Raw genomic sequence first — 25,889 nt, 5'->3', positions numbered from 1 at the left:
GCTAAAATCCCGGCTTAATAAATCATCTGGTAAATGTTTTGCATGTAAACAGCCTCGTTTAAGGCTATCTTGAAATCCTCCCATTCTTCAAGGGTAAATGTAAAGCGGATATCATGGTATGGGGTATGTAAGATAAGTCTTTCTTCGCCGTCAGGGAAAGGGAACAGGGATTCTTCTATATTTAGCTTAGCGGTGTAGGATTTGAATGCCCTGAATTGTGCCGGTGTAAAGGTCAGTAAGATATTCTGATGCCAGATGGTCAGCATTTTACAATCCATACACTGGCTGATAACAACTGATTCTTTACTGCTTAAAACGATGGTCTGGCACATAGTTATTGTTTTTGTTTATCTGTACGCTAAAGTTTTCCCGGAAAGCCTTTGATTCAAAAGATTCGATTGGTAATTCGACAAAGTAATGTCTTATTTATAATAAATCCAAATAAAAATAATAAGAAGTGATAAATTATACTGCCTGGCTAACATTATGATGTTTTCCGGTAATTCCAGATGGCCCAGCCATTTAAAATAATGGCAAAACCAATAATGTAAAGTAGCTCCGGCTGTACATCGCTAAAGCCGCTGCCTTTGAGCACAATCATGCGCACAACTTTAATGAAATGGGTAATAGGAACAAGATTGGCTATTGACCTGGCCCAGAGAGGCATGCTTTCTACCGGTGTAAACAGGCCGCTCATCAGCATAAAAATCATCATGAAAAAAAATGCCGTAAACATGGCCTGTATCTGGCTGTTGCTGTAAGTTGAAATCAGCAGTCCGAAACCGAGCAGGGCGATAAGGTAAATGGCGGCAAACAGGTAAAGCAGCGGAATACTTCCCTCTGGTGTAATGCCGTAGACTATACGGCAAACCAGTAATCCCAATGTGAAAACAATCATGCCCATAATCCAGAAAGGGATAAGCTTCCCGGCAATGAACTGCCATTTTTTAATGGGTGTTACATTAATCTGCTCTATGGTTCCTGTTTCTTTTTCCTTCACGATATTTAACGCGGAAAGGAAACCGCCAATCATGGTAAGCAGCAGCACCAGGACTCCCGGAACAACGTAATATTTGTATTCTGCCAGCGGATTAAACCAGTTTGACCAGGTAATATCAATGATACTTGCGGGTGGTGATGTGAGATTAGCTGTAACATTTATACCTAAACCGGCGTTGAATGAGGCAATAACGGTATTGAGATAATTTCCGCCAATAGCGGCCTTTGTACCGTTAATGGCATCGGCAGAAATGCCTATTTTCTGAGCGCCTTCTCTTACGAGGTTTCGCTCAAATCCTGCCGGGATTTCAAGAATGAGGTCGGTTTTGCCTTTTTCAATATAAGTTAAAGCATCGCGGTAAGAGGCTTCTGCGCCTACCATTTTGAAATATCCGGAGGAGGCGATTTTGGTGATCAGCTGCTGTGAGTAAGTGCTATGGTCATGGTCGACAACCGAAAGATTAACGCTTTTTACATCGAAATCCATAGCCAGCGGAAGAATAATGAGCTGAACGGTGGGCATGGCAAACATCATGATAATGATGATTTTATCGCGAAATATCTGCCTGAATTCTTTCCGTAATAAAAATGTTAACCTGTTCATGCCAGCCTGATTTTAAAATTTTTTAATGCGATACCCAGCAAAGCCAGCGTCATGACAATGAGGATGAGTGTTTCCTTCCAGATGTAGGCAAATCCCAAACCTTTCAGCATAACGGCTTTTATAATGAGGAAATACCATCGCGATGGGATGATATTTGAAATCAGCTGGAAAATGTAGGGCATATTCTCCAGCGGAAACAGAAACCCGGTAAATACGATGGTTGGTATCATCATACCCATCATAGAAAGGAGCAGGGCCGTTTGCTGCGATGACGTAACGTTTGAAATCATTAACCCGAATGACAGGCACGTGATGATAAATAAAGTGCTTTCCATGAATAGCAGCAACAGGCTTCCTTTTACTTCTACATGCAGTACAAATACGGCTAAAAGCACGATGAGTATGAAGTTTACCATAGAAAGCACTAGGTAGGGTACGGCTTTGGATATGAGTACCATAACCGGCTTAAACGGCGATACCAGCAGCACTTCCATGGTTCCAAGCTCCTTTTCTTTTACTACCGAAACCGATGTAAGGGCTGTGCAGACCAGCATAAGTATAAGCGCCATTACGCCCGGAATAAAGTTTAACGAGCCGTTTCCCTCCTCGTTATACAGCATGCGGATTTCGGGAACAATGGTATAGGGTAGAGGACTTGCCGGAGCGATTTGCTGCTGGTAACCGGCAATGATTGCCGTAAGGTAATTTACAATGGTTTTAGCGGTATTAGGGTCGGAGCCATCGGTAATAACCTGTACCCGGGCCTTGCCCGAATGTTGTAAGTCGCTGCCGAACTGGGATGGAAAAATAACCACGGCCTTGACCTCGCCTTTTTTCAGAATCTTTTCAATATCCTTACTGCCGGTTACGGCTTCACGCACGTTAAAATAGGCGGATGATTTTATCTTGTTGGTAAGCTGTTGCGAGTTGATGTCTTTGGCATTATCAGAAATCACAATGGTGATATTCCTTACCTCTGTAGTCAGGGCATAGCCAAACAGGAGTATTTGCACCAGCGGCAACCCGAACATAATGAGTAATGTCCGTCTGTCGCGAAACACATGGTAAAACTCTTTTTTTACGAATGTTAGAAGCTGTTTCATTCTATGAATCTGGGGCTATTGGCTGTTAGCTGATAGCTATTGGCTAATGGCTTTAATGAAAGCGTGTATCATTTTTATTTCCTGTTCTAACAATAGTTCCAGGTCTTCAGTGCCTGAGCTTATCCATCCTAATTCTTTTATCAGGACAAGATAGGTTTGAAGTTCAAAGGAAGAGCCTAAAGCTATTTGTAAAAAACGGGCATAATCTTTATCACTGTTTCTACTGCTACCTTCAGCAATGTTGGCGGGTATAGACACAGCAGCTCTTGTCATTTGAGAAATTAAGCCATATTTTTCTGTTTTTGGTAATGCTTCGGTTAATCTGAAAATTCCTTTCACAATTTCAATTCCCTGTTGCCAGGTTTTTAATTCCTGATAATTTTTCATTTTTATTTTGGCTATTAGCCTTTAGCTGTTGGCTATTGGCTGTTACTTTTTACATTTTTTGGGCTATTAGCCTTTGGCTGTTGGCTATTGGCTGTTACTTTTTACATTTTTTGGGCTATTAGCCTTTGGCCACTGGCTGGCTATTAGCTATTACTTTTTTTATGTTTCTAAATTTAGCTAATAGCTATCGGCCAACAGCCATCAGCTAACAAAGGCTATCCGCTATTCTCCCTCTTCGCTCCCCGGGCCAGTTTATAAAAAACATCTTCAACGGTATTGGCGGCAAACTGCTTTTTCAGGTTAGCGGGCGAGTCGAGTGCTTCGATTTTGCCGTCAACCATAATAGTAACCCGGTTGCAGTATTCAGCTTCATCCATGTAATGAGTGGTTACAAAAATGGTGATGCCCGCAGCCGCGGCTTCGTAAATCATGTCCCAGAATTGTCTCCGGGTAACAGGGTCGACACCACCGGTGGGCTCATCCAGGAAAACGATTTTGGGCTGATGAAAAATAGCCACGGAGAATGCCAGCTTCTGTTTCCAGCCTAAAGGAAGCTCACCAACCAGTTTTTTTGCTTCGCGTTGTAGCCCGAGTTTTCGCACCAGTTCCTCACTGCGTTTATTGATTTCCTTACGTGATATGCCGTATGCTCCGCCAAAAAACTCGATGTTTTCTAATACGGTCAGGTTTTCGTACAGTGAGAATTTCTGGCTCATGTAGCCGATATGCTGTTTAATGAGTTCCTGCTGCCTGTACACGTCAAAACCGGCAACGCTGGCCTCGCCGGAGCTGGGAAATGATAAGCCGCATAAAATGCGCATGGCTGTAGTTTTTCCGGCGCCGTTTGCTCCAAGGAAACCAAAAATTTCGCCCCGGTACACATCAAAGCTGATATTGTTTACGGCATAAAAATTGCCAAACTGTTTGGTGAGGTTACGGCAGGTTATTACTTTTTCTTCCATGTTAGTTTGGTTGCTGCATCAGCCTGATAAAGCTGTCTTCAATACCCGGTGTTATCTTTTTTATTTCCGCATCGCTGTGCCCGTGCTGCGCCGCGTATTGTGTTAACATCCTGATGCTGTCCGGCTTATCTTCTTTCAGGGTAAGGTGCATGTATTCGCCGGAGGCGTAAGCGCTGGCAACAAAATCGCTTTTCCTGAAATCGGTGAGGAGCTTGTAAATATTATCGGCTTTAGCGGCATATAAGGATACCGGGAACGCTTTGATGATATTTTGCGGTGTATCAACCGATAAGATTTTCCCGTTCTGAATCAAGGCGATCCGTTCGCACAAATTAGCCTCGTCCATGTAAGGCGTGGAAACCAAGATGGTGATTCCCTGTTGTTTCAGCTTTTTCAGCATATCCCAGAATTCCTTTCTCGAAACTACGTCCACGCCGGTTGTCGGTTCGTCCAGCAGCAATACTTCCGGTTTGTGAATCAGGGCGCAGCACAAAGCCAGCTTTTGTTTCATTCCGCCCGAAAGCTTTCCGGCCCGGCGGTTATTAAAGGGCTTAATCTGGTCGTAAATATCTTTAATCAGCTCGTAGTTCTCTTCGATGGTAGTTCCAAAGACGGTAGCGAAAAATTCCAGGTTTTCTTTAATTGTGAGGTCCTGGTACAAGCTGAATTTGCCCGGCATATAACCTACGCGGTTCCGGATGGCCCGGTAATCATCCACCACATCAAATCCGGCAACGGTAGCTGTACCCTTATCTGCCAGTAAAACGGTGGTTAATATCCTGAAAATAGATGTTTTCCCGGCTCCATCAGGGCCAATCAAACCAAATAATTCGCCCTTTTCAACAGCAAACGATACATCATCTACAGCTAATAGTTCACCTTTGTTGTAGGTTTTGGTAATATTTTCACATTTAATGGACAATTGACGATTGATAATTGATAATGATTGTATCATTTGCCTGATTTTTGCTTAGTTGTTTTTACAATGCTGATGAGTAACTTTAAGATAGATAAAAGCATAGCTTTTACTGGCAATTATATTCTCCATAATTCATCTGATTTGTTCATTAATCAGTTCATTGTCCGTCAACTATCAATTACCCATTGTCAATTAAACAAGGCTTCCCCGTACATGCCTATTTTCAGGTAACCATCGTTTTTAACCCGTACTTTTATAGCATAAACCAGGTTAGCCCGTTCATCTTTAGTCTGGATGGTTTTCGGGGTAAATTCCGCTTTATCCGAAATCCAGGTGATTTTTCCCGGGTAGTTCCTGTAACTATCCTTGTCCTTGTCAACCCGTACGGTTACGGTGTCGCCGGTTTTAATATGCGGTAACTGTGTGCCTGTGACATACGCTTTTAGGGTGAGCGTATCGGTATTGGCAATTTTATACAGCGGTTTCCCGGTTACGGCCATTTCACCGCGAAGCGCATAGCGGGTCAGCACCATGCCATTTATGGGGTTGATGATGGTTCCTTTTTCAACCTGCCTTTCAAACTGCTGCGCTGTTTTTTCGAGCGGTGCTTTTTCGCTTAAAATGCCGCGGTTTTGTGTAGATGTATTAGAAATGGCTACATTGATTTGCTGGCGGGTCACTTTAATTTGCTTTTGTAGCTGTTCAACCTGTGCATCCATGTCGTCCAACTGCTTTTGTGTGGCGGCATCGGCTTTTACCAGGTTTGCTGTGCGTTGCTGTTCATGCAGCAAATGCGCTAACTGCGTTTGTTGTACTGCCAGTTGATTTTTTATCAGGGCAACCTGGTCGCCTGCATTGGCCGTTTTGTTTTTTAATGCCGCAATCGATGCCTGAACCTGTTCTTGCTGAAGTTTCGGAATGGTGACGTCAATTTGCCCGACCACATCTCCCGCCTGTAAATGGTCGCCCTCGTTAACGGAAAACGATAGTAGTTCGCCGGTTTGTTCAGCCGAGACAATAACCTCATCGACCTCAAAATTGCCCGGAGCCGTGTATTCGTTCTTATTTCCTGAACAGGATGCGCATAATAAAATGGCGTTTACTGCGATAAATAGGTGATAGCGGTTCATAAAGATATGTTTAGTTTGTGCCTGAAATATTGTTGAAATGATACTGAGCCTGCAGCAATTGAATTTTATGCAGAATGAGTGTTTGCCGGGCCTGGTTTTCGGCATTGGCATAGTTGATGTAATCCCTGACGGTAATTACACCGTTATCTAATTGGGCTTGCGCCGATTTTTTTACCGATGCCCGAAGGCTGATGGTCTTTTCGTCTTTACTGATTAATTGCCGGAATTTTTCTATTTCGCTGTTCTGCTGAATCAGCGATAGCCGTGTGTTGTATAAGAATGTTTCTTTGTCGGCCTCAAGCGATTGCTGACTGATATCCAACATGTGCTTTTTGTTTGAGAGCGTATATAAACTTCCCAGGTTCCAGTTCAGTCTTAGTCCGCCGATGTACCACAGCCCGAATTTATTCTCCAGGAAATTAAGCGTTGGCCGGCCATAGGCGCCCTGGAAAAATGCGCTCACTTGAGGCAGGTAACCGGTACGGAGCTGTTCTTTTTGGACACCAATTGTTTTTTTCTGTGCGTTAAACAGGGCCAGTTCAGGCCGCTTGATTTCTGAGTTTACCGGTTGTTCGGCCGGCATGACCAGTTCTTTGCTGCTGCTGATATTTTTGCCGGTAAATAGCGATAGCATTTGCAGGTAAGCCTTCCGGTTTGCCGCAAGCTCAATATCGGTCATTTCGGCTGTGGTTAGTTCGGCTTCCAGCTCATCAACATTACTGCGATATGCTGTTCCGTTTTTAAGCGCCGCCCGTGTTTTGCCGGCGATATTTTCCAAATCAGCTTTTCGTAAATCGTTTTGCTTAATTTGCTCATCCATTAATAAAATGGCAAAATAAATCTGGGTGATTCGCTCTTTCAGGGCATACAGGTTTACTTCCAGGCTTTGCTGCTCAGTTTCGGCCTGTGCCCGGGCGGCATCTTTCCGGACTTTGCTCAATCCTCCGTCAAAAATCAGCTGGTTAAGTTCGCCCTGTACTTTGTACTGGTCTTTGCTGATTTCGGGAAAAGAAATTCCAGACAAACTGCTCAATGCGTCAGGAAAGTGGACGGTTTCAGACTGATAGGTAGCTTGTCCGGCAAACGACAGGGTAGGCAGGTATACTTTTGAAGCATTAGCGATGGAATATTGCTCTGTTTCTGTTATCAGTTGCTGTTTGCGGATGAGCGGGTAATTTTCACGGGCCAGTTGGTAACACGTTTCAAGTGTCAGCACCTGGTTTTGGGCATGTACCGGTATCGCCGAAAGGCTGACGTATACTATTGAAATGTATCTGATAAAAACAGTTTTGAAATTCATGGTGAACCTATTTTAAAATTTGTTCAATTGTGCTTTTAAAGTTTGCAGGTTTAATTGGTTGTGTTATTGAGCACCAGCGTTTTAATCCAGACCGGGATAAGTTTTTTCCGTTCTTCCATCAGCGCTTTAAATTCCTCATCCTGTATGCCTGCCGCTTTCAGTAGTACTTTTCTTCCCAGAAACGGGAATACAATAAGGCCCATCAGGTTCATGAGGATGTGTATAGGATGTATGTTTATTTTTCGCTCCGTGCTTAATTCCGCTAATTGCCTGGCAAAATGCGACCCGGAAAATAATTCAGTGTTTTTTAGCAGCGAAGAAAATTTATCGGACCCGGAAAATGTCTCGTTAATGATGAATAAAGGTACATCGGGGTTGTCAAGCAGCATTGTAATATAATGGTCGGCAATACGCTCTGTTTTTTCAATGAGCGATGTTTGCTCATCGGTAATGATGATTTTAACTTCCGAAAGTACTTTCTGGATAGTTTCGGCCATAATCAGTTCAAAAAGTTTTTCCTTACTCCTGAAATAGTAATTAACCAGGGCAAGGTTAATTCCGGCCTCGGCGGCGATATCCCGTACTTTGGTAGCCACATATCCCTTACGGGTGAATACCGTATGTGCAGCTTCCTTTATTTTCTCTTCGGTAGAGGCATCCAATTTTTCTTTCGTAATTTTTTTCATCACAAATGGAGTGTACAAGGCAAATGTAGTTTAAACAATAAAATTAAACAAGTGTTTAAAACAAAAATTTAAATTTGCTTTATTGTATGAGATAGTTCATACTGCTTCTGCGACAGGATGACTAAAACTGAATTGTTTAACAGCTTTTAGTCCGTATGATTGCTTGATTCAGACAACTCAACCGGAATAGCTACCGGGAGTATTTCGGGGATATAATCGGCATGACCGTTCAGTATTTTCCAGGCCGCATGTACAATTTCATCCGGAGAAACGATGCTGCCTGGTTTTGCTGTAAGCTGATAGACATACCGGATTACTTCGTTTTTACTTTGCAAACAGGAAGGGACGTCAAACGTTAATATGCTGCCTTTAGCCATCCAGGGGGTATGTTGCGGATTGCTCAATGCATACAAAACGATAACCGGTGTTTCGGTAGCAGCGGCCAGATGTATCGTGGCCGTATTTACCGAAATGACCAGCGGGGCATAGCGGATTAAGGCAATATATTCCTCCAGCGAAAAACTGCCGGCCAGCGAAAAGGTGTTCGGGCCGCTGAGTTGGCAGAGACGGTCGGTTAGTGTTTTTTCGTCAGGACCACCAGTAAATAAAACCTGGTATCCCATGTTGACTAACTGCCTGGCGGTTTCTGCCCATTGCTGTTCGGGATATTCACGCTTGGCTTCGCTGACGCCCGCGTGAAGAATTAACCAGGAATTATCTGTGAATATACCGTTTTGTGTGAGCTTGTTTTTTGCACTTTCCCATGCATCGGGGGAAATGCTTAATGCCAATTTCTGCTGTAATGTAAATGCCCCGACATGAGCAACCAGATCCAGGTCACGTTTTACCTGGTGCCTGATAAAACTGTACGGTTCCTTATCCGGAACCCAGTCTGTTAGTAATGCGTATGGATTTTCACGGCAGTAGGCCAGCCGTTTAGGAATACCGGCAAAGTAAGGTATCATGGCTGTAGGAAGAATATTCTGGCTGTAAACCGAGAACATCACAGCGGCATCAAATTGCCTGTTTTTAAGTGTTGTGATCAATGATGGAAATTGATCAGGATCTATATGCTGACGATGCTTAACCCAGGGGAGATCGTAAACAATAACATCATCAATTTCAGGAATAAACCCGGCAATACCGGCCGCTGCCGACGAGGTTAATACAGATATTTTTGCACCGAACGTTTCTTTTAATGCACGTATAGCCGGCGACGACATCACCAGGTCGCCCATATTATCGGGCCTGATACAAAGGATATGTTTACAGTTCTCCCAGTTTGTATGCATTTTCCTGCCTCGCTATACTTTTCTGACAACTAATAATATAGTTTGCTGCCTGGTTAATATTCCGTACTATTTTATCAGGCTGATTATAAGCGTTCATTTCCCATTCGGTTTCACTGCCGTTATCAATAAGAATACTTTTGCAGCCGGCCCGGTTACCTGCTTCCACGTCGTGTAAAATATCGCCAATCATCCATGATTCCGTTAAGTCGATATTCCAGTCGGCAGCCGCTTTTAGCAGTAATCCCGGCTGTGGTTTCCGGCATTCGCAGTTTCTTCTGTATGCCCGGATTATCCCGTAAGGATGATGCGGGCAGTAATAAAAGCCGTTCAGGTACAATCCGTGTTGCGATAAAAGCTCAAAGAGCTTTTGCTTTACCGGTTCAAGCTGTGCTTCCTTAAAGTAACCGTGAGCAATGCCTGCCTGATTACTTACCACAATAAGTAGGTAGCCCTGCGCCTGTAGTTGAATTAATCCCTCAACTGCGTTTTTCTCCAGAGAGACAACATCCGGGTTGACATTAAATGGTATATCCGGAATGAGAGTGCCGTCTTTATCCAGGAAAATGGCTTTATTCATATTCAGGCCGCTTTAATAGCTGATGAGGACACCTGTTTTACCGGCTGAGTTATATGTTGATACAAAGCCGCTACCTGGTTGGCTACATGGCTCCATGTAAATACGGCGTTGACCCGTTTAATAGCATTGTGCCGCATTTTAAACATAGTGCTTTTATCAGTAAGCAGATGCCTTATTTTTTCGGCAAGCGCCTGCGGATTGTTTGGCGGAACCAGGAAACCGGTATGGTTATGGGTAACGCTGTATTTGATACCGCCTACATCCGAACCAATTACCGGTGTTCCGCAGGCCATGGCTTCTAATGGGGTAATACCAAAAGGCTCGTACCAGGGTGTGGTCACAAAAATATCAGCCGCGGAATAATAGTATTTTAAAATATCGCGGTTTTTCCGGCCGGCAAATATCACCGATTGAAAAACTTTTTCCTGGTGGGCTATATCCTGCAACCGGGCAAGTTCCGGACTAAGCGCAGGATCAGGTTTATCCGTATCACCACCCACAACCAGCAGCCGGGTGGATGCTGCCAGGTTTTTGAGCTTGCCCATGGCTTTGATAACATTATCAATGCCTTTACGCGGAACCATTCTTCCTAACTGCAAAATAATGTTGTCGTTCGGGTTAAGTCCGAGCCGTTTTCTGGCCAGCGTTTTTTGTATAGGATAAAATTCCTGTTTGCTGAACCCGCAGGGAATAATGCTGATTTTATCTTCGGCAGCATGGTAATACATGGTCAGATCGTCTTTGTCCTGCGGACACTCAGCAATAATATGGTCGGCGTATTTTACAATCTCTTCTTCAATAGCCACCCGTTTTACCGGGAATTTATCGGCTTCCTTCTGGTACATCAGCCTGATATAACCCAGGGCATGGAATGTAATGACGAAGGGAATATTTAAAATGGCTTTCAGCTCGCAGGCTACCATTCCCGACATCCAGAAATTGGCATGTACCAGTTGGTAACTGATACCTTCCTGCTGGATAAATGCCAGCATGCTCTCGGTAAATTCAGGTATATATTCTAATAACTCTTCTTTGGGAATATAGCATACCGGACCGGCTTCCGCATGTATGATCCTGATTCCCGGCAGCCAGTTTACCACCCGGGACAATTGCGGGTCATCCCAACGGGTAAATATATCAACCTCATAACCCTTGGTTACAAGGTGTTTAGCCAGCTCTGCAACATAAACATTCTGTCCGCCGCTGTCTGCCCCGCCCAAGGTTGCCAAAGGGGAGGCGTGTTCACTGATAAATGCAATTTTGTTTTTCATGGTTAGATAGATAGGATGTTTACGATAATTTATTCATGTTGACGTTCAGGTACTGTTTACCGGCACATCAATGTACCGGAGTGTAGCTTTACCATTTATGTAATAGTTTGCAACCATTTTTAATAGATGATGTGTCCCTTTTCTGACAAACAGACATCAGCATTTGTTTACCGGCAAAAACACCTGCAAACGTATTTATGCCGATAAATATCAATGATATTGAGCTGGGCCGGGGAAGCTGAAAATGATGAACAATGCTGGTTTAGAAGCGGTTCTGACACTTAGTCAGCAGACAGGTACGGATAGCTGCTGCTGAAATTACCTGGACATGCGAATTGCAAAACACGTAATTTCCTTTAGAAAAACCGTATTAATATCATAGCGGTTAAAATAATATTTGAAATAAATTTTACCGGAATTTAAAACAGGATAGTCACTCTGGTGTTGCATAAACAAACTGTTATAAACGCTGATAAGTTATAGCTGTGATAAAAATACTACTTGCTGAAGATCATACCATTGTTCGGAACGGGATCAAAACCCTGCTGAATATGGAGCCAGATATGGAGGTTGTTGCCGAGGCATCGGATGCGAAAGAGGCGCTGGATATTTTAGCAGGTGGTATAGCTGTAGATATTTTGCTTACCGATATACACATGCCGGGCCAAAGCGGCATAGAGCTTATTCAGCAGGTAAGCGCTTCTTACCCTAACGTTATTACGGTGGTACTTTCCATGCTTGAGCACGAAAATTATATTGTGGAGGCTATGCGTAATGGCGCCAGTGGTTACCTGTTAAAAAATATTGATAAAGACCAGATGGTGTTTGCCATCAGGCATGTGGCCGCAGGGAATAAATATATTTGTTCTGAACTCGTTTTCGAGCTCTTTAAAAAATATTTTTACAGCGCTGTTCCGGCTTCACCGTCAGAATCGCCTGTGGAGCTTTCTGAGCGGGAAGTTGAGGTGCTATCGCTTATTGCCGATGGTTTTACCAATATGGAAATTGCCGATAAGTTGTTTTCAAGCCGGCGAACCATAGAAGGGCACCGGCAAAACCTGCTGGATAAAACCGGGTCGAGAAATACAGCTTCGCTCATCCGGTTTGCTATCCGGAACAATATTATTCAATAGCTTTTACCGGTATCCGGATAATAATTTCTGACCCTTTTTTTGCCGCTGTATTAATTTCATATTCACCATTCAGCCGGTTAATTCTATCGGCCATGGTACGCCAGCCAAAACGAGGCTTTTTGTCGGTTTCTTTAAAGCCCTTGCCATTATCCGTAAAGTATATTACCAGCCAGTTTTCCTCTTTAGAGATGGTCAGGTTAACATGGTCGGCGCCCGAATGTTTAATAACGTTGGTTATCAGCTCCTGGATAATGCGAAATATAGCCAGCTCGGCGTTTTTGGCAAGCTGCAATTGCGTACCTGTTAAGTTGAGGTTATAGGTAATATCTGCCAGGCGAAGCTTCGACTGGAAAAGGTCTACGATAGCTGCTTCCAAGCCAAAATCGTATAAAATGGCGGGCATCAGCTCAAACGATATGTTACGCACTTTTTTTATAGCCTCGTTTAATATGCGTTCCGCCTCAGCTCCGTTCTGGCTTATTTTCATTTTGGCTATAGACAACAGTTGTCCGATTTCATTATGAATAGCTTCCGCGATGCGTTTGCGTTCAATTTCCTGGGCATCTAAAATCTCATTGCGGTGTTTGATCTCAAGCTCCCGGCGCTCTTTTTCCAGTTTTTTCTGGTTGGTAATATCATTCCAGGTAGCCACCAGGCCGTCGTTCAATTTCACGGCAACAAGGTGCAGACAACCTTTAGTGCCAAAATGCTCGTAAGGTTGCTCGACATCCATGATATTGTTTTCTTCAATTACTTTCCTGTATTCATGAAACAGATCGCCAGCTATGGCTGCCGGAAACACATTGGTGTACGATTCGCCGACCAGGTTACCGCCAATCATATCCTGGGCTATCCGGTTCATCAGCTCCAGCTTAAAGCCGATTAACCTGCCGCGGGTGTTACGCACAGAACGAAGTACGAATATGCCGTTTGTGGTGGTATTAAATATAGATTCTAACAGCTCGGTAGTTTTACGCAGGCTTTTTTCGGCCTGCTTAATATCGGTAATATCCTGAACAGTGCCATATACCTTCCGGATGCGGCCCTTTTCATCGAAAATGCTTTGCGAACGTCGCTGGATGTACCGGATAGTGCCGTCTTTCCGTATGATCTGATGCGTAATATCTGTTGGTTGGCCTGCGTTCCGGGCAGTTTTAATGGCGTTTAACAGTTCAGGGCGGTCGGCTTTATGAACAAACCCGAGCAACTCATTGACCGTTATTCCGCGGTTGCGGGGCTTTATTCCATAGATGTGATAAAGCTCATCCGTCCAGTACTCGCGGATATCGCCGGCCTGCCACTCAAAGCTGCCGATATGCCCGATAGCCTGGGCCTCTTTTAACCGGCGGTGATCGGCTGTAAATTTTTCACGCACCTTAATATGATCGTCAATATCCTGGGCAATGCCTATAAGCTGGGCGGCAGAGCCATCGGCATTACGCTTAAACACTTTATCGCGTATGCGGAACCAGCGCATCGTTTTATTTTCCGTTCGTATGGGCAGCTCTATTTCCTTTACCTGGTTGTCTTTCAGCCGCGTACATTCATCCAGGTGTTCTATGTAGCGTTCATAATCAGCTGGCAGCAAGGCCTTTTTAGCAACATTAAGGCCTCGTTTATAAATATCTGCCGGCTTAATATTTAATATCTGCTGTACCCGTTCGTTTACATAGCTTATTTCTTTTTTTACAGGATCAATAACATACAGCATATCGGGCATGGCATTGCTGATCTGCTCTATGAAATGAGCCTGCTCTTTCAGTGTTTCTTCAATTTTTTTCAGCGTGGTAATATCACGCGATACAGCCAGCACACTCTGTACCTTCCCACGTTCATCCAGTTCGGGAACCATTCTCGAAAAAAGATGCAGGTTGCCGTGAGGTAATGGAAAATGGTTGTAATGCTCTGTCGGCATTCCTGTTTTAAATACCTTTTTCAGGCTTTGAGCCCATGGAAGAGCAATATCTGCCGGTAAGCCCATTTCTAATTTGGTTTTGCCTATCAGAAAGCCGTTTTTCATGCCGGTTTTTGCTTCGAAGCCGGCATTAGCATAGATTAATTTACATTGCCTGTTCCACCGCGTAATAATATCAGGCGAGTTTTCTGTTATAGCTTTAAAATCTATGTTTAAATTCATAATTTAAATTATTTCATAGGTTGCCGCGAAGGGTTAACATCTTTAATAATATATTGATTTAAAAAAAACGTATTTTTACAGATAAAACAGGTATAAATCGCGTTGATGTTAGCATGATATAGTTGTAGATTTGACTTTCTGCTTTGTAAAACAGTTCAAAATGGATCATATAACCAGACCAGGATAACCAGTAAGTTCAGGCGCTCTCCAGGAATAAAAAATGCAATGATTACACTTAAATCTAATCTGATGAAAAAGAGAATTTTAATACTGGATGATGACGCAGGTACTCTGGATGTGCTTACAGAAGCGCTCTATTACGAAAATTTTGAAGTAATGGCTACCAATGATAACAGCCGCTTTTTTGAAATAATCAAAGAGTACAAGCCTGATTTAGTGTTGTTGGATTATTTATTGAATGGAATCAATGGCGGAGAAATATGCCACCAGCTAAAGCGAAATTTTCAAAGTCTGCCGGTAATTATGATGTCTGCGTATCCCCGCGTATTTTTATCGCTTGGAACGTATGGGTGTAATGAATTTATACCTAAACCTTTTGATTTGTTTAAGCTGGTTGACCGGATAAAATATTACGTATCGGCAGCGTGGTCTGGCACTAAAAAGAAAAAGAAGAACGACAAATTATTAACCTGAATATCTGGCTAATATTGTTTCGGGATATTCATTAATCAAACTTTTATACCATCAGGTTAGTTATTGTTACATAACTGTTGCTAAGTCAAAAGGAAAAAGTCAAAAATAAGAAAGGCCACGCACAGGCTAACCTTGTTTTTGAATGTCTGAATAGGGCATTATTCCATTGACATGGCACTAACCTGGCGCAATGACAAAAAAATACTCTTTCTTTTATCGTAATGGGTTAACCATTGTTTTCATGACGTTATTTCTGGTTACGCTGCTGGCGCAGGCGTTTACCGGGTGGAAAGCGTATAATGATGAACGGAAACAGGAACACGTTCAAACGCTCAGCTTTTCAGGTTACCTTCATTGCGGGCATTTTATTTCCGCAACGTTTGAGAATTTTCAAAGCGAGTTTCTGCAAATGGCCTTATATGTGGTGCTCACCATTTCTTTACGGCAAATCGGTTCCGGCGAATCGAAAAAGCTGTCAGGAAAAGAAGATGTTGACCGTGAACCCCGGAAATCACCCAATGCGCCCTGGCCGGTGAAGAAAGGCGGCTGGATACTGAAATTGTACAGTCACTCTTTATCGTTAAGCTTTGTACTGTTATTTTTAGCCAGTTGGGGACTCCATTTTTATGGAAGCTGGCAGGATAATAACGCCGAGCAATTAATTCATCACAAACATCCTGACACTGTTATACAATATTTATGTAAGCCTGAGTTCTGGTTTGAAACTTTTCAGAACTGGCAAAGCGAATTTTTGTCTGTTGCTTCTATTGTGTTTTTAACCATTTACCTGCGACAAAAGGGTTCACCGGAATCCAAACCGGTTGATGCCCCGCATACGGAAACAGGGAAATAATTCTTTTTAGCTTTTTTATGGTTGTGCGTTCAGACCTTTTAACTTTTAACTTTTAACTTTTAACTTTTTTAACACATGCCATCATCAGACATTATATCAAGCAGCGAAAAACTGGCTAAGCAAAAGCTCACTATTGCTTTTGCCGAAAGTGCAACGGCCGGCCGGCTGGCGGCAGAGTTTTCGTTAACGCCGTTTGCCGGTGAGGTTTTATGTGGCGGAATAGTTTGTTATAATGTTTGTATTAAAAAAGACGTGCTGGGCGTTTCTGATGAACTGATCAATAAATACACACCCGAATCAGCCGAGGTGACCGAAGCGCTTGCCGTGCAGTTATCTCAGATTATGCCGGCAGATATACACATTGCAGTAACGGGTTTAACAAAGCCCGGTGGTAGCGAAACACCCGAGAAGCCGGTTGGAAGCATGTTTATTCACATCCGGCATAAAGCCCGGGATTACCGGGACTACAACGTTTTTGACGGCAGCCCGGAGAGCATTGTGCTACAAACAGCCAATAGAGTAGCGCAGCTATTGCTGGATATCATTTGAAAAGCAGGCATAATACCCCATTACACCAGCTTTTCTTACTGCTATTTCAGTATTTAACCTTGTATCCCGAACCCCGAATTACCCGGGACGGGTATCGGGATTTCACTTCGCCTAAACCTTACGCCTTAAACCTTTACCTTTTAAGGCTACCAGCTTCTTTCGTTACGGGTAAAATCCCGGCGGCGGTTATTGTCTCTGCTAAAGCCGGGGCGTCTTGCACCTTCCTTACGGTCTTCGGCTTTTGAAACAGCAATAGAGCGGCCATAGATCTCAAAGCCGTTCAGCTCTTCAATTGCTTTCCCGGCTTCGTCGTCGTTAGGCATTTCTACGAATCCAAAGCCTCTTTTTCTTCCGGTTTCTTTGTCCAGAATTAACTTTACTGAAGATACCTCGCCGTACTCTTCAAAAGTTTCCTTTACGTCTGTTTCCTCTAATTGGAAAGGAAGACTGGCAACAAAAATTTTCATTTGATAATTGATATGTAATTGAGTGGTTAAATAGAACAGGATTAAGAAGCGTATGTGGGAAATATATTTGAGATGAAAACCGCTGAAGAAAAGGATTTATATGATGTGGAAGCCTGATGTTTTAGAACTATTCTTGGAAGAAATATGCCTCTTATGTGTAGCTTCTGTCAGTGTTTAAATGTTTAATGTAATAAAATATGTTATTTATTTCACAAAGATAGTGGTTTAAGTTACTTAACCAAAGGTTTTTGCGTATATTTTTAAGGCTGTTTTTATAAACATTCCTTAATAAATCCACAGGTTTATTCAATGACGCGGCTCACTGGTTATCAGCAGGCTGTCTCTTAAACGAGTTAAATACCGGTTTAACAATTTTTATGCTCTTTTTGGAGAGGTCTATGCTGGCATTTAGCTCGAATCCGACTAAAATAATCAGCGAATTAAGGTAAAGCCATATCATGATAACGATAAGTGTACCTATAGAACCATATAATTTGTTGTAATTGCCAAAATTATTGATGTAAAAGGCAAAACCCAGGGAAGTTAGTATGGCCAGAAAGGTAGCCAGCCAGGCTCCGGCGCTGAAAAGCCGCCATCGCTTAGGATTTGCCGGCCCATAGCGGTATAAAATGGATATGGTTGTGAAATAAATGGCGATCATGATGATCCAGCGGGAAAGCATAAGCACATAGATCCAGAATGAATCTTTTAATTCCAGTTCGCTTTTTAAGAAGTTCAGGATATACTCGCCGATGGTAATAATAACAAGCCCTACAATTAAGGCGCTAACCATTAATAAAGTAAGGTTTAAGGCGATAACACGTTGTTTAAACCAGCCCCGGGTCTCTAACGTGAGCGATGCCTTGTTAAAGGCCTGCATCAGCTTATGCACGCCATTGGTAGCAAAGTATAATGCCGCAAAGAAACCGAAAGAAAGCAATCCGCCGTTTTGCTTTTTAACAATATCCTGTAAGGTTGATTCAACAGCCATGTAAGCGTTGTGCGGTAATACCAGGGCGATCAGCGAGATCAGCTGATCCTGGAAATTGGCTATGGGTATATAGGGTATTAGGGTGAATAAAAACAGCAGGCCGGGAAATATGGCCAGCATAAAGTTATAAGCCAGAGACGATGCCTTATTTGTTAGCGATTCCTTTTTTATCTCCTGGAAAAAGAAAACGCCGACAGTATATAAAGGCAGCGGACTAAAACCCGGAAAAATAATAACCTTGGTCCATTCTATCAGGTAATGGTAAGGCTTAAATTTCAACAAGGTTTTATGTATCCATCCCATACGTTGTAGTTGAAAGTAAAAAGTAAAAAGTTAAAAGTCAAAAATGGGTAACGGTTTAAAATCAAATACTGTTAAAGAATACACAGACCAATTCGTAATTAACTTAGCAACAAAGGTATACGCTAACCTAAAAATACGGCTTTAGTTTTTCAATAAAATCCTCCGGCGGATTGCAGGGTTTGTTTTTTTTCATATCAACAAATACCAGCGTAGTTTCGCCGATGTTGATCAGCTCATCCTGTTCATTATACAGCTCATAAGTGAAATGTATCCGGATGCCCGGAAGTTTTTCAAGAATGATTTTTACACGAATCTCCTCATCGTAAAAAGCCGGTTTGATGTATTTGCAGCGTAGCTCAAGCACTGGCAGCATAATGCCGGATGCTTCCATACCTTTATAGGTTAAACCGAGGCTGCGGAGCATTTCTACCCGGCCGACTTCGTAAAACGAAGCGTAATTGCCGTAATACATGTAACCCATCTGGTCGGTTTCGCCATAACGTACGCGTATTTTAGTTTCGTGTGTAAACATTACTTCTTGATATTTCGCTTGTTAAGAGCCTCCTGGAATTTCCGGGCATTAACCAGGTGCTGCGCCATTGTCGATGCAAAATTATGGTAGCCTGAAAAATCGTCTTTGGCGCACATGTACAAATAATCATGATGTTTATAGTTCAAAACAGCATCTATCGCGTTTACGCTGGGCATCATAATGGGCCCGGGAGGCAAGCCGGTATGTAAATAGGTATTGTATGGCGACAGGGTTCTGAGATGCTTATTCAGTACCCTGCGGATGGTGAAATCCTGGGTGGCAAAAATTACCGTCGGGTCAGCTTCCAGCTTCATGCCGCGTTTATAGCGGTTCATATAAAGTCCGGCAATATCCGGCATTTCATCATCATGCAGGGCTTCGGCATCAACAATGGATGCCAGTATAGTTACCTGGATGGGGGAGAGTCCGATGGCTTCGGCTTTGTTCTTGCGGTCGCTGTTCCAGAATTTCTGGTACTCGCTGTACATGCGCTCATAAAATTTGGCAGCGTTGGTGTTCCAGTAAATTTCGTACGAGTTGGGTATAAACATCGTGTAAACGTTATCCGGCGTAAAGCCATAACGGCCAACAAATGTTGCCGAGTCCAGCAGGTTAATTAACTCCATAGAGTCGGTTTCCAACTGGCTGGATACGTATCGTGCAAAATCTTCCTTTAAGCGCAGGTTATGGAACCGTAATGTAACGGGTTGCTGGTTGCCGGATTTCAGCATGTTAATGAGGGTGCGGTTGCTCATCCCTTTGGTAAGCGTGTACCGTCCCGGTTTTACGTGGTTGGTATACTTCATTTTATCGGCTGCCCATAAAAATGAGGTAGTGTCTTTTAGCATATCGCCCTGCTTAATGCTATCGAAAACTGCGGCAAAATCAGAGCCTGTACGTATATACAGGTACTTTTTGTTGCCGGTAACGTTTGGGCCAAAATATTTAAGGTAGTAATTTACAAACGTAATCCCCAGGGCAATAACCAGGATAATTACTAATGCGATGATGGTTTTTCTGAACAAACCGGATGAAGATTTGGATGCCATATAGTTAAAACGAAACGGTTTTTATTAACAAGTATACTGTAAACGGGTTTTAAGAATTTATGAGGTTGTAGGCCAGCAGGCCGCCTTCCAGGTTTTTTACCGAAGTAAACCCGGCGTCAATCAGCAGCTTTTGTGCGGTTCGGCTGCGTAGGCCGCGTTGACATATTACAATAATTTCCTGGTTAGCCAGGTGCTTCAGGGCATCAATGTGCTGATGCAATGTCTGTAACGGGATGTTGATGCCACCAATATTGAACGTGCTGAATTCAACAGGCTCCCGCACATCAACCAGGTTTAATGCTTCGTGGTGTGACAGCCGCTCTTTAAGTTCTGCCGGGTTGATAATCATCGGATACGTTAATTTGAAACCACCACATCAACCTTTGTTCCAATGGCAACTTTGCTCAGCGAATCGCTTAAAGCGGGATATTGCCGGATGATATGCGCATTGAGCGAATCGGTTATAGCGCCTTCGTACATCACGGTGCCTAAACTGAGTGATGCGCCTTTTAGCGAAAAGATGGCTTCGCTGAGCGTTAAACCTTTTAAATCGGGCAGGTCAACCTCGCTGGCACCTTTGCCATCGCCCAGCACCAGGTCAACTTTCGAACCTTTGGGTAGCATCTGACCTTTTTCTACCGGTTCACCACCAAATTTAGCGGCCAGAACCCGGTCGCGGGCAATATCAGAAATATAGGTAGTATCGCCTATTTTAAGACCGTAATTGCTTAAAATAGCCTGAGCTTCCAGGAAGGTGATGTTTTGTATATCAGGGAAACCAACATTCGGAGCCTGCCGGGTGATAATGGTAAGGTAAATCGTACGGTTATTTTTTACGTTCGTATTCGGGTCCGGGTCTTGTTCCACAACCAGTCCCGGCGCTTTGTCCATCTGGAAAACCGAATCTATCTGGTACTTAAATCCCTGCGATTCCAGCAACTGGATAGCATTTTCAACCGAAAGTCCTTTAAGTTTAGGTACTGGCAGGCCCTCGCCATGACGGGTATAAAAGCGCAAACAGAAAAATACAATCAGTACAAAGCCAATGACCGAACCAATAGCAACCAACAGGTTGTTGCGGAAGGTTTTTGTTTTCAGGTATAAAAAGAGTTTACTCATTATCTCAAATCTATGTCTTTCGGGCTGTCAAAAGTAATATTTTTTGTAAGATAATGATTCACAGTAATTGCGGAACTGTGAATTTAAAATATCTTTGAAACCATGAAAACCGTTGCCCTAATAACCGGTGGTTTTACCGGCGAATCTGTTGTTTCGTTAAAAAGCGCCGCCTTTGTAGCCTCTAAGCTCAATCCCGAAAAATATACTGTTTATACTATCATTATATCGCCAAAGCAATGGTATTACGAGGATGAAAGCGGCAGGCATAACATCGATAAAAATGATTTTTCATTAACCCTTTCGGGGAAAAAAATAACGTTTGATGTGGCCTTTATTATCCTGCACGGCTCGCCGGGCGAAGACGGTAGGCTACAGGGATATTTTGATATGATAGGTTTGCCCTATACCAGTTGTAATGCGCTGACTTCATCGCTTACCATGAATAAGGGTTATACCAAGGCCATTGTAAGCAACGTTGAACAATTGCATGTGGCTAAATCATTGCAGTTGTTTAACGATTCGCCCGATAATATTCAAAAAGTAACCGGTGCACTTAAGCTGCCTTATTTTATAAAGCCCAATAACGGTGGCAGCAGCATCGGGATGAGCAAGGTGAAGACCGAAGATGAATTACCCGAAGCGCTCAGAAAGGCTTTCGCCGAGGATGAGCAGGTGCTGGTAGAAGAATTTATTAACGGCCGGGAATTTTCCGTTGGCGCTTACACCGGTAAAAATGGTATCGAGGTACTGCCTGCGACCGAGGTGATTAGCAGTAAGGAATTTTTTGATTTTGAAGCAAAATATACTCCCGGCGTTACCGAAGAAATTACTCCCGGGCGCATGTCGGCGGAGGAACGAAGCAGGGTAGAGCGCATTATTACCGATATTTACCAGGTTCTGAATTGCCGTGGAATGGTACGTGTAGATTATTTCCTGGAACATGAAACCGGGAATTTTTATTTCGTGGAAATCAATACCATACCGGGACAAACAGCAACCAGCTTTATTCCGCAACAGGTAAAGGCGGCCGGTAAAGACATTGCTGATTTTTATGGTGAGCTGATTGAGCAGGCGCTTATGAAGTAAAATGCTGAAAATAAATATAATAGGCTTAACCTATAAACGTTGTAACTTAGTATATCGTCAATTTCAGACTGTTACATCAATCTGTTTTTATATTTATTGATTTTAACCGGTTCAAATGTTTTGACTTTTAAATTTTTAATTTTGACTTAACAAAATGAAGCATAGTGTTTTTATCATCATAAGTTTGCTGTCCGGGCTTACGCTTTTTTCGGCCTGTACAGATAACCAACCTGAGAAATCCAGTAAGCCGGTAGTGCGTACGGTATTGCCCAGACCGTTTACCTATCACAAAGTAGTGGAGGTAAAGCCGGGACTGATATTTGACGTGCTGGCGTGGGGGAGAGGTAAAGATGGGGAAGGAGCCTATGTGATCCTGCGCTCTGATTCCACGCATAACAGATTTCAGTCGTTAAGCGGGGCGATGGGTGGTAAAATTGTGGATGTCTGGAATACCGATCTGGATAACGACGGTAACCCGGAGATATTTATTCAGGCTGTTATTTCCGGCGAACGGAATTACCTGGATATGTATGTGTACGAATTTGATAACAACGGCAACGGTCGCGAAATCAGCTTCCCGAAGCTAACAGCTAAAACGCAGGAAAGTTATCGCGGCCGCGATTCTGTTTATATGAAAGAAGGTAAGCTGATACGTGAATTCCCGCTTTACCAGGATGCCGATGCTGACAATAAACCTACCGGAGGCAAAAAAATTGTTCAATATGACATCCGGAATAACAGCTTTGACCTGCATGAATTAAAGCCGGAAGACCTGGAGAAGAAGTAGAGCTTTACAAGCTAATAACCTCAGTTCGATTATTATTTGCTTGATTATGAATAGATTGCTTCATTCCAACGCTCAATTCCAGCCCTTCGATTCGCAATGACGCTCCTATTTTCGTCTTTGCGAGGACGATAGGACGAAGCAATCTTTGTTAAACCTGCTTTGAGCAGTATTATTAATCGAACTGAGGTTAATAGGTCTTCACCTCATCACCACCGTGCTGCTGAACCTTGCTGTAATCTTCTATACTGCCTTTATCTTCGTGTATTTTCTGCTTTTTATTTTCCGCATCCGGTTTAACTGAAGGCTTAGACTTTTTATCCTTATCATACTTGTTTCCAAGCGGAGTTCCCTGCTCACTGCTTTGCTCCCGCACCTGCCCGGGTTTGTTTTTCGAATTTTTCATAAGTAAATCAATTATACTGATAGAACAATGTACAGGCATTGCGGTTTTGCTTTAGTTGTTAGAAGCCTCTCCCCCGACCCTCCGCCGGCTGGCGGAAGAGGGGCAGGACTATGTTCCTCTCTTGTTTCTTGCATCTATGTTCTTGCTTCTCATTTGCGTATTGAGCCTTATACCTTACACCTTCTACCTTCTACCTTTTACCTCTCTATAGGCTTTCAGCTCGTTTTCAAAAAGGCTATCTTTGCAGGATAATTGAATACAAAGTCTGATATGAGTAATGTACGCTCTGATTTTTATACTGAGATATTGAGCTTCGTACCCGATTTTATCCCGAGTGGTCGGGACTTTCCCGTACTGCCTGTCCCGAGAGGAACGATTCGGGATACGGGACTCAATCCCGGAAAGCCGGGATTTCACTACGTTCAACTTTTGAATTTTGAATTTTTACTTTTGAATTAATATACTATGAAATTTGCAACCAAAGCCATACATGCCGGTCAGCATCCCGATCCGGCTACCGGCGCTGTAATGACTCCCGTTTATCAAACATCTACATACGCCCAAAAATCGCCCGGCGACCATAAAGGATATGAATACTCGAGGGGAACAAATCCTACCCGAAAAGCGCTTGAGGATTGTATGGCGGCTTTGGAAAACGCAAAATTCGGATTGGCATTTGCCAGCGGTATGGCTGCAACCGATGCTGTTTTGAAGCTGCTGAAACCCGGCGATGAGGTAATTACCGGTAACGATCTGTACGGTGGTTCTTATCGTATCTTTACTAAGGTTTTCGCTAATTACGGTATCAAATTCCATTTTCTCAATCTCTCTGATCCCGAAATTATTCGTCATCACATTTCAGAAAAAACACGCCTGATATGGATAGAAACACCTACCAATCCTACGATGCAGGTTATTGACATCCGGGCTGTGGCAGCTATCGCGAAAGCGGAGAATGTGTTGTTAACCGTAGATAATACCTTTGCCTCGCCTTATCTGCAAAACCCGATTGATTTAGGTGCTGATTTAGTCATGCACTCGGTTACCAAATACATTGGCGGCCATTCTGACGTGGTTATGGGCGCATTAATGACCAACAACGAACAGTTGTATAAGGATTTATGGTTTATCTATAATTCGTGTGGGGCAACTCCGGGGCCAATGGATAGCTTTTTGGTGCTACGTGGAATAAAAACGCTGCATCTGCGTATGCAGGCTCATTGCGCTAACGGACGCAGGGTGGCGGAGTTTCTGCAAAATCATCCCAGAATAGAAAAAGTATATTGGCCGGGCTTTGAACATCATCCCAATCACCACATCGCGAAAGCGCAGATGCGTGATTTCGGCGGCATGATTTCCATCGTATTGAAAAACGCCGGGTTGCAGGAAACGTTCAAAATCGCTTCATCTTTCAAAGTGTTTACACTGGCAGAATCGCTGGGAGGAGTGGAGTCGCTGGTTAATCACCCCGCAACCATGACTCATGCGTCTATTCCCCGCGAAGAACGCGAAAAGGCCGGTGTGGTGGATAACCTGTTGCGTTTAAGTGTGGGCGTTGAGGATATTGATGATTTGCTGGCCGATTTAGAACAGGCGTTGAACTAATCCAGGTAAGCTTTACACGATGCACTATCAGCCCGTTATTACAAATCTCAAGGCATTTCTGGATGCCAAAGCCGAACAATATAACCAGCCGGGTTTTATCGAAAATGATCCTGTTGTAATTCCGCATGGTTTTTCAAAAAAACAGGATATTGAAATTTCGGGATTTTTTGCAGCGATATTAGCCTGGGGACAACGCAAAACTATCATCAGCAAATGCCGCGAGCTGATGGCCCGTATGGATAATGCGCCACACGATTTTGTTTTAAATCACAGTGACTCGGATTTAAAAAGCCTGCTCGGGTTCAAGCATCGCACTTTTAACGATACCGACCTGCTATATTTTATCAGTTTCTTTGCAGAACATTACCGGCAGTTCGACTCGCTGGAGCAAGCGTTTATGCCTTTTAAGGAAAAAAACAATTTCCGTGAAGAATACCTGGATAATTCAATTATAACAGAACAAGCACAGGCGAACACATCTTCGGTGTGTTATCAGCATGAGCTCAAAGGACTGACTATTGAAAGCGCATTGAACTACTTTCGCGGGTATTTTTTCAGCTTGCCCGATTATCCCCACCGTACGGTTAAGCACGTATCGTCACCACAGCAAAAATCTACCTGTAAGCGGTTAAACATGTTTTTACGCTGGATGGTGAGAAAAGATAACAATGGCGTTGACTTTGGAATCTGGAATCAGGTTAAGCCATCGCAGCTTATTTGCCCCTGCGATTTGCATGTTGACCGTGTTGCCCGTAAGCTTAGGCTGATTACCCGCAAGCAAACCGATTGGCAAACCGCTGTAGAACTTACTGCCCGGCTACGGGAATTTGATGCCAATGACCCCGTGAAGTACGATTTTGCTTTATTTGGTTTGGGGATAGAAGAGCGGTTTTAAGTTAACGTGAGTTCGGGTTAAGGCGGAGGCTCGTCCCGATTTGCAATCGGGATGCCATAAAACGGCGTTTTCAACGCCGCAATGTTGCTTAAAACA

Annotated in this window: 28 protein-coding genes; 8 read left to right on the top strand and 20 right to left on the bottom strand. The window is 43.3% G+C overall.

The window, feature by feature from the left end:
- Positions 1 to 14: 14 nt before the first annotated feature.
- The 12 genes from FW774_RS09535 to FW774_RS09480 all read right to left on the bottom strand — a co-directional run bounded on the left by FW774_RS09535 (position 15) and on the right by FW774_RS09480 (position 11,230).
- Positions 15 to 332 carry a DUF6686 family protein gene (locus FW774_RS09535; RefSeq protein WP_149347957.1) on the bottom strand — a complete coding sequence of 106 codons (318 nt, stop codon included), beginning with the start codon at positions 330 to 332 and terminating at the stop codon, positions 15 to 17.
- Positions 333 to 484: 152 nt separating this feature from the next.
- Entirely contained in the window at positions 485 to 1,603 is a 1,119-nt protein-coding gene (locus FW774_RS09530) for an ABC transporter permease (protein ID WP_149347956.1), read from the bottom strand.
- Positions 1,600 to 2,706, bottom strand: coding sequence for an ABC transporter permease (locus tag FW774_RS09525; RefSeq protein WP_149347955.1), 1,107 nt, complete (start codon positions 2,704 to 2,706; stop codon positions 1,600 to 1,602). The genes FW774_RS09530 and FW774_RS09525 overlap by 4 nt, the downstream gene beginning before the upstream one ends.
- Positions 2,707 to 2,742: 36 nt before the next feature.
- Positions 2,743 to 3,093, bottom strand: coding sequence for a four helix bundle protein (locus FW774_RS09520; RefSeq protein ID WP_149347954.1), 351 nt, complete (start codon positions 3,091 to 3,093; stop codon positions 2,743 to 2,745).
- A gap of 215 nt (positions 3,094 to 3,308) precedes the next feature.
- Positions 3,309 to 4,055, bottom strand: coding sequence for an ABC transporter ATP-binding protein (locus FW774_RS09515; protein WP_149347953.1), 747 nt, complete (start codon positions 4,053 to 4,055; stop codon positions 3,309 to 3,311).
- A 1-nt stretch (position 4,056) separates the two neighbouring features.
- Positions 4,057 to 5,010, bottom strand: a complete 954-nt coding sequence (locus tag FW774_RS09510; protein ID WP_149347952.1) for an ABC transporter ATP-binding protein — start codon at positions 5,008 to 5,010, stop codon at positions 4,057 to 4,059.
- A 152-nt stretch (positions 5,011 to 5,162) separates the two neighbouring features.
- Positions 5,163 to 6,104 (bottom strand): HlyD family secretion protein, encoded by a 942-nt coding sequence (locus FW774_RS09505; protein WP_149347951.1) that lies wholly within the window; start codon positions 6,102 to 6,104, stop codon positions 5,163 to 5,165.
- Positions 6,105 to 6,114: 10 nt separating this feature from the next.
- Entirely contained in the window at positions 6,115 to 7,404 is a 1,290-nt protein-coding gene (locus FW774_RS09500; RefSeq protein WP_149347950.1) for a TolC family protein, read from the bottom strand.
- 50 nt (positions 7,405 to 7,454) lie between these two features.
- Positions 7,455 to 8,090 (bottom strand): TetR/AcrR family transcriptional regulator, encoded by a 636-nt coding sequence (locus tag FW774_RS09495; protein ID WP_149347949.1) that lies wholly within the window; start codon positions 8,088 to 8,090, stop codon positions 7,455 to 7,457.
- Positions 8,091 to 8,236: 146 nt separating this feature from the next.
- On the bottom strand, positions 8,237 to 9,382 hold the full coding sequence (locus tag FW774_RS09490; RefSeq protein WP_149347948.1) for a glycosyltransferase family 9 protein: 1,146 nt from the start codon (positions 9,380 to 9,382) through the stop codon (positions 8,237 to 8,239).
- Entirely contained in the window at positions 9,357 to 9,959 is a 603-nt protein-coding gene (locus FW774_RS09485) for a D-glycero-alpha-D-manno-heptose-1,7-bisphosphate 7-phosphatase (protein WP_149347947.1), read from the bottom strand. Before FW774_RS09485 ends, FW774_RS09490 begins: the two co-directional genes overlap by 26 nt.
- 2 nt (positions 9,960 to 9,961) lie before the next feature.
- On the bottom strand, positions 9,962 to 11,230 hold the full coding sequence (locus tag FW774_RS09480; protein WP_149347946.1) for a glycosyltransferase family 4 protein: 1,269 nt from the start codon (positions 11,228 to 11,230) through the stop codon (positions 9,962 to 9,964).
- A gap of 485 nt (positions 11,231 to 11,715) precedes the next feature.
- On the opposite strand from FW774_RS09480, the gene FW774_RS09475 reads away from it, so the two are divergent.
- Entirely contained in the window at positions 11,716 to 12,363 is a 648-nt protein-coding gene (locus FW774_RS09475) for a response regulator transcription factor (RefSeq protein ID WP_149347945.1), read from the top strand.
- On the opposite strand, the gene FW774_RS09470 is transcribed toward FW774_RS09475, so the two are convergent.
- The gene (locus tag FW774_RS09470) at positions 12,353 to 14,500 is read right to left on the bottom strand and encodes a PAS domain-containing protein (protein ID WP_149347944.1); all 2,148 of its coding nucleotides are present in this window, start codon (positions 14,498 to 14,500) and stop codon (positions 12,353 to 12,355) included. The two genes, FW774_RS09475 and FW774_RS09470, sit on opposite strands and share 11 nt — an antisense overlap.
- A 249-nt stretch (positions 14,501 to 14,749) precedes the next feature.
- Between FW774_RS09470 and FW774_RS09465 the strand changes: the two genes are divergently transcribed.
- The 3 genes from FW774_RS09465 to FW774_RS09455 all read left to right on the top strand — a co-directional run bounded on the left by FW774_RS09465 (position 14,750) and on the right by FW774_RS09455 (position 16,556).
- Positions 14,750 to 15,154, top strand: coding sequence for a PleD family two-component system response regulator (locus FW774_RS09465; RefSeq protein WP_187774865.1), 405 nt, complete (start codon positions 14,750 to 14,752; stop codon positions 15,152 to 15,154).
- A 190-nt stretch (positions 15,155 to 15,344) separates the two neighbouring features.
- Positions 15,345 to 16,007 carry a DUF6766 family protein gene (locus FW774_RS09460; protein ID WP_149347942.1) on the top strand — a complete coding sequence of 221 codons (663 nt, stop codon included), beginning with the start codon at positions 15,345 to 15,347 and terminating at the stop codon, positions 16,005 to 16,007.
- 75 nt (positions 16,008 to 16,082) lie between these two features.
- Entirely contained in the window at positions 16,083 to 16,556 is a 474-nt protein-coding gene (locus FW774_RS09455; protein ID WP_149347941.1) for a CinA family protein, read from the top strand.
- Between the two features lie 146 nt (positions 16,557 to 16,702).
- Here FW774_RS09455 and FW774_RS09450 read toward each other — a convergent pair whose 3' ends face one another.
- The 6 genes from FW774_RS09450 to FW774_RS09425 form a co-directional block, all read right to left on the bottom strand.
- Complete coding sequence (locus FW774_RS09450) at positions 16,703 to 17,023, bottom strand: RNA recognition motif domain-containing protein (protein ID WP_149347940.1); 321 nt, start codon at positions 17,021 to 17,023, stop codon at positions 16,703 to 16,705.
- Between the two features lie 319 nt (positions 17,024 to 17,342).
- Positions 17,343 to 18,317, bottom strand: coding sequence for a YihY/virulence factor BrkB family protein (locus tag FW774_RS09445; RefSeq protein ID WP_149347939.1), 975 nt, complete (start codon positions 18,315 to 18,317; stop codon positions 17,343 to 17,345).
- Between the two features lie 127 nt (positions 18,318 to 18,444).
- On the bottom strand, positions 18,445 to 18,849 hold the full coding sequence (locus tag FW774_RS09440) for an acyl-CoA thioesterase (RefSeq protein ID WP_149347938.1): 405 nt from the start codon (positions 18,847 to 18,849) through the stop codon (positions 18,445 to 18,447).
- Entirely contained in the window at positions 18,849 to 19,898 is a 1,050-nt protein-coding gene (gene mltG / locus FW774_RS09435; protein ID WP_149347937.1) for an endolytic transglycosylase MltG, read from the bottom strand. Before mltG ends, FW774_RS09440 begins: the two co-directional genes overlap by 1 nt.
- A 49-nt stretch (positions 19,899 to 19,947) precedes the next feature.
- Entirely contained in the window at positions 19,948 to 20,247 is a 300-nt protein-coding gene (locus FW774_RS09430) for a rhodanese-like domain-containing protein (RefSeq protein ID WP_149347936.1), read from the bottom strand.
- 8 nt (positions 20,248 to 20,255) lie between these two features.
- Positions 20,256 to 21,017: a PASTA domain-containing protein gene (locus FW774_RS09425; RefSeq protein ID WP_149347935.1), complete on the bottom strand. Its 762-nt coding sequence runs from the start codon at positions 21,015 to 21,017 to the stop codon at positions 20,256 to 20,258.
- Between the two features lie 102 nt (positions 21,018 to 21,119).
- On the opposite strand from FW774_RS09425, the gene FW774_RS09420 reads away from it, so the two are divergent.
- Positions 21,120 to 22,103, top strand: a complete 984-nt coding sequence (locus FW774_RS09420; protein WP_149347934.1) for a D-alanine--D-alanine ligase — start codon at positions 21,120 to 21,122, stop codon at positions 22,101 to 22,103.
- A gap of 154 nt (positions 22,104 to 22,257) precedes the next feature.
- Positions 22,258 to 22,890, top strand: a complete 633-nt coding sequence (locus FW774_RS09415; protein WP_149347933.1) for a hypothetical protein — start codon at positions 22,258 to 22,260, stop codon at positions 22,888 to 22,890.
- A gap of 187 nt (positions 22,891 to 23,077) precedes the next feature.
- Here the strand turns inward: FW774_RS09415 and FW774_RS09410 are convergent, their stop codons facing one another.
- Positions 23,078 to 23,293: a hypothetical protein gene (locus tag FW774_RS09410; RefSeq protein ID WP_149347932.1), complete on the bottom strand. Its 216-nt coding sequence runs from the start codon at positions 23,291 to 23,293 to the stop codon at positions 23,078 to 23,080.
- Between the two features lie 465 nt (positions 23,294 to 23,758).
- Between FW774_RS09410 and FW774_RS09405 the strand changes: the two genes are divergently transcribed.
- Together FW774_RS09405 and FW774_RS09400 are read left to right on the top strand one after the other, a co-directional pair.
- A complete protein-coding gene (locus FW774_RS09405) occupies positions 23,759 to 24,898 on the top strand; it encodes a cystathionine gamma-synthase (protein WP_149347931.1) in 1,140 nt (379 codons plus the stop codon).
- 19 nt (positions 24,899 to 24,917) lie between these two features.
- Entirely contained in the window at positions 24,918 to 25,793 is an 876-nt protein-coding gene (locus FW774_RS09400) for a TIGR02757 family protein (RefSeq protein WP_149347930.1), read from the top strand.
- Positions 25,794 to 25,889 lie beyond the last annotated feature (96 nt).

Source organism: Pedobacter sp. BS3, assembly GCF_008274585.1.
Taxonomy (GTDB): domain Bacteria; phylum Bacteroidota; class Bacteroidia; order Sphingobacteriales; family Sphingobacteriaceae; genus Hufsiella_A.
Note: the sequence above shows the minus strand (reverse complement) of the source record. Positions and strands in the feature narration are given on the sequence as shown.

Excerpts from the sequence above, each read along its gene's own strand:
- FW774_RS09535 (WP_149347957.1), bottom strand. The coding sequence starts at position 332 with ATGTGCCAGACCATCGTTTTAAGCAGTAAAGAATCAGTTGTTATCAGC.
- FW774_RS09530 (WP_149347956.1), bottom strand. The coding sequence starts at position 1,603 with ATGAACAGGTTAACATTTTTATTACGGAAAGAATTCAGGCAGATATTT.
- FW774_RS09525 (WP_149347955.1), bottom strand. The coding sequence starts at position 2,706 with ATGAAACAGCTTCTAACATTCGTAAAAAAAGAGTTTTACCATGTGTTT.
- FW774_RS09520 (WP_149347954.1), bottom strand. The coding sequence starts at position 3,093 with ATGAAAAATTATCAGGAATTAAAAACCTGGCAACAGGGAATTGAAATT.
- FW774_RS09515 (WP_149347953.1), bottom strand. The coding sequence starts at position 4,055 with ATGGAAGAAAAAGTAATAACCTGCCGTAACCTCACCAAACAGTTTGGC.
- FW774_RS09510 (WP_149347952.1), bottom strand. The coding sequence starts at position 5,010 with ATGATACAATCATTATCAATTATCAATCGTCAATTGTCCATTAAATGT.
- FW774_RS09505 (WP_149347951.1), bottom strand. The coding sequence starts at position 6,104 with ATGAACCGCTATCACCTATTTATCGCAGTAAACGCCATTTTATTATGC.
- FW774_RS09500 (WP_149347950.1), bottom strand. The coding sequence starts at position 7,404 with ATGAATTTCAAAACTGTTTTTATCAGATACATTTCAATAGTATACGTC.
- FW774_RS09495 (WP_149347949.1), bottom strand. The coding sequence starts at position 8,090 with ATGAAAAAAATTACGAAAGAAAAATTGGATGCCTCTACCGAAGAGAAA.
- FW774_RS09490 (WP_149347948.1), bottom strand. The coding sequence starts at position 9,382 with ATGCATACAAACTGGGAGAACTGTAAACATATCCTTTGTATCAGGCCC.
- FW774_RS09485 (WP_149347947.1), bottom strand. The coding sequence starts at position 9,959 with ATGAATAAAGCCATTTTCCTGGATAAAGACGGCACTCTCATTCCGGAT.
- FW774_RS09480 (WP_149347946.1), bottom strand. The coding sequence starts at position 11,230 with ATGAAAAACAAAATTGCATTTATCAGTGAACACGCCTCCCCTTTGGCA.
- FW774_RS09470 (WP_149347944.1), bottom strand. The coding sequence starts at position 14,500 with ATGAATTTAAACATAGATTTTAAAGCTATAACAGAAAACTCGCCTGAT.
- FW774_RS09465 (WP_187774865.1), top strand. The coding sequence starts at position 14,750 with ATGAAAAAGAGAATTTTAATACTGGATGATGACGCAGGTACTCTGGAT.
- FW774_RS09460 (WP_149347942.1), top strand. The coding sequence starts at position 15,345 with ATGACAAAAAAATACTCTTTCTTTTATCGTAATGGGTTAACCATTGTT.
- FW774_RS09455 (WP_149347941.1), top strand. The coding sequence starts at position 16,083 with ATGCCATCATCAGACATTATATCAAGCAGCGAAAAACTGGCTAAGCAA.
- FW774_RS09450 (WP_149347940.1), bottom strand. The coding sequence starts at position 17,023 with ATGAAAATTTTTGTTGCCAGTCTTCCTTTCCAATTAGAGGAAACAGAC.
- FW774_RS09445 (WP_149347939.1), bottom strand. The coding sequence starts at position 18,317 with ATGGGATGGATACATAAAACCTTGTTGAAATTTAAGCCTTACCATTAC.
- FW774_RS09440 (WP_149347938.1), bottom strand. The coding sequence starts at position 18,849 with ATGTTTACACACGAAACTAAAATACGCGTACGTTATGGCGAAACCGAC.
- mltG (WP_149347937.1), bottom strand. The coding sequence starts at position 19,898 with ATGGCATCCAAATCTTCATCCGGTTTGTTCAGAAAAACCATCATCGCA.
- FW774_RS09430 (WP_149347936.1), bottom strand. The coding sequence starts at position 20,247 with ATGATTATCAACCCGGCAGAACTTAAAGAGCGGCTGTCACACCACGAA.
- FW774_RS09425 (WP_149347935.1), bottom strand. The coding sequence starts at position 21,017 with ATGAGTAAACTCTTTTTATACCTGAAAACAAAAACCTTCCGCAACAAC.
- FW774_RS09420 (WP_149347934.1), top strand. The coding sequence starts at position 21,120 with ATGAAAACCGTTGCCCTAATAACCGGTGGTTTTACCGGCGAATCTGTT.
- FW774_RS09415 (WP_149347933.1), top strand. The coding sequence starts at position 22,258 with ATGAAGCATAGTGTTTTTATCATCATAAGTTTGCTGTCCGGGCTTACG.
- FW774_RS09410 (WP_149347932.1), bottom strand. The coding sequence starts at position 23,293 with ATGAAAAATTCGAAAAACAAACCCGGGCAGGTGCGGGAGCAAAGCAGT.
- FW774_RS09405 (WP_149347931.1), top strand. The coding sequence starts at position 23,759 with ATGAAATTTGCAACCAAAGCCATACATGCCGGTCAGCATCCCGATCCG.
- FW774_RS09400 (WP_149347930.1), top strand. The coding sequence starts at position 24,918 with ATGCACTATCAGCCCGTTATTACAAATCTCAAGGCATTTCTGGATGCC.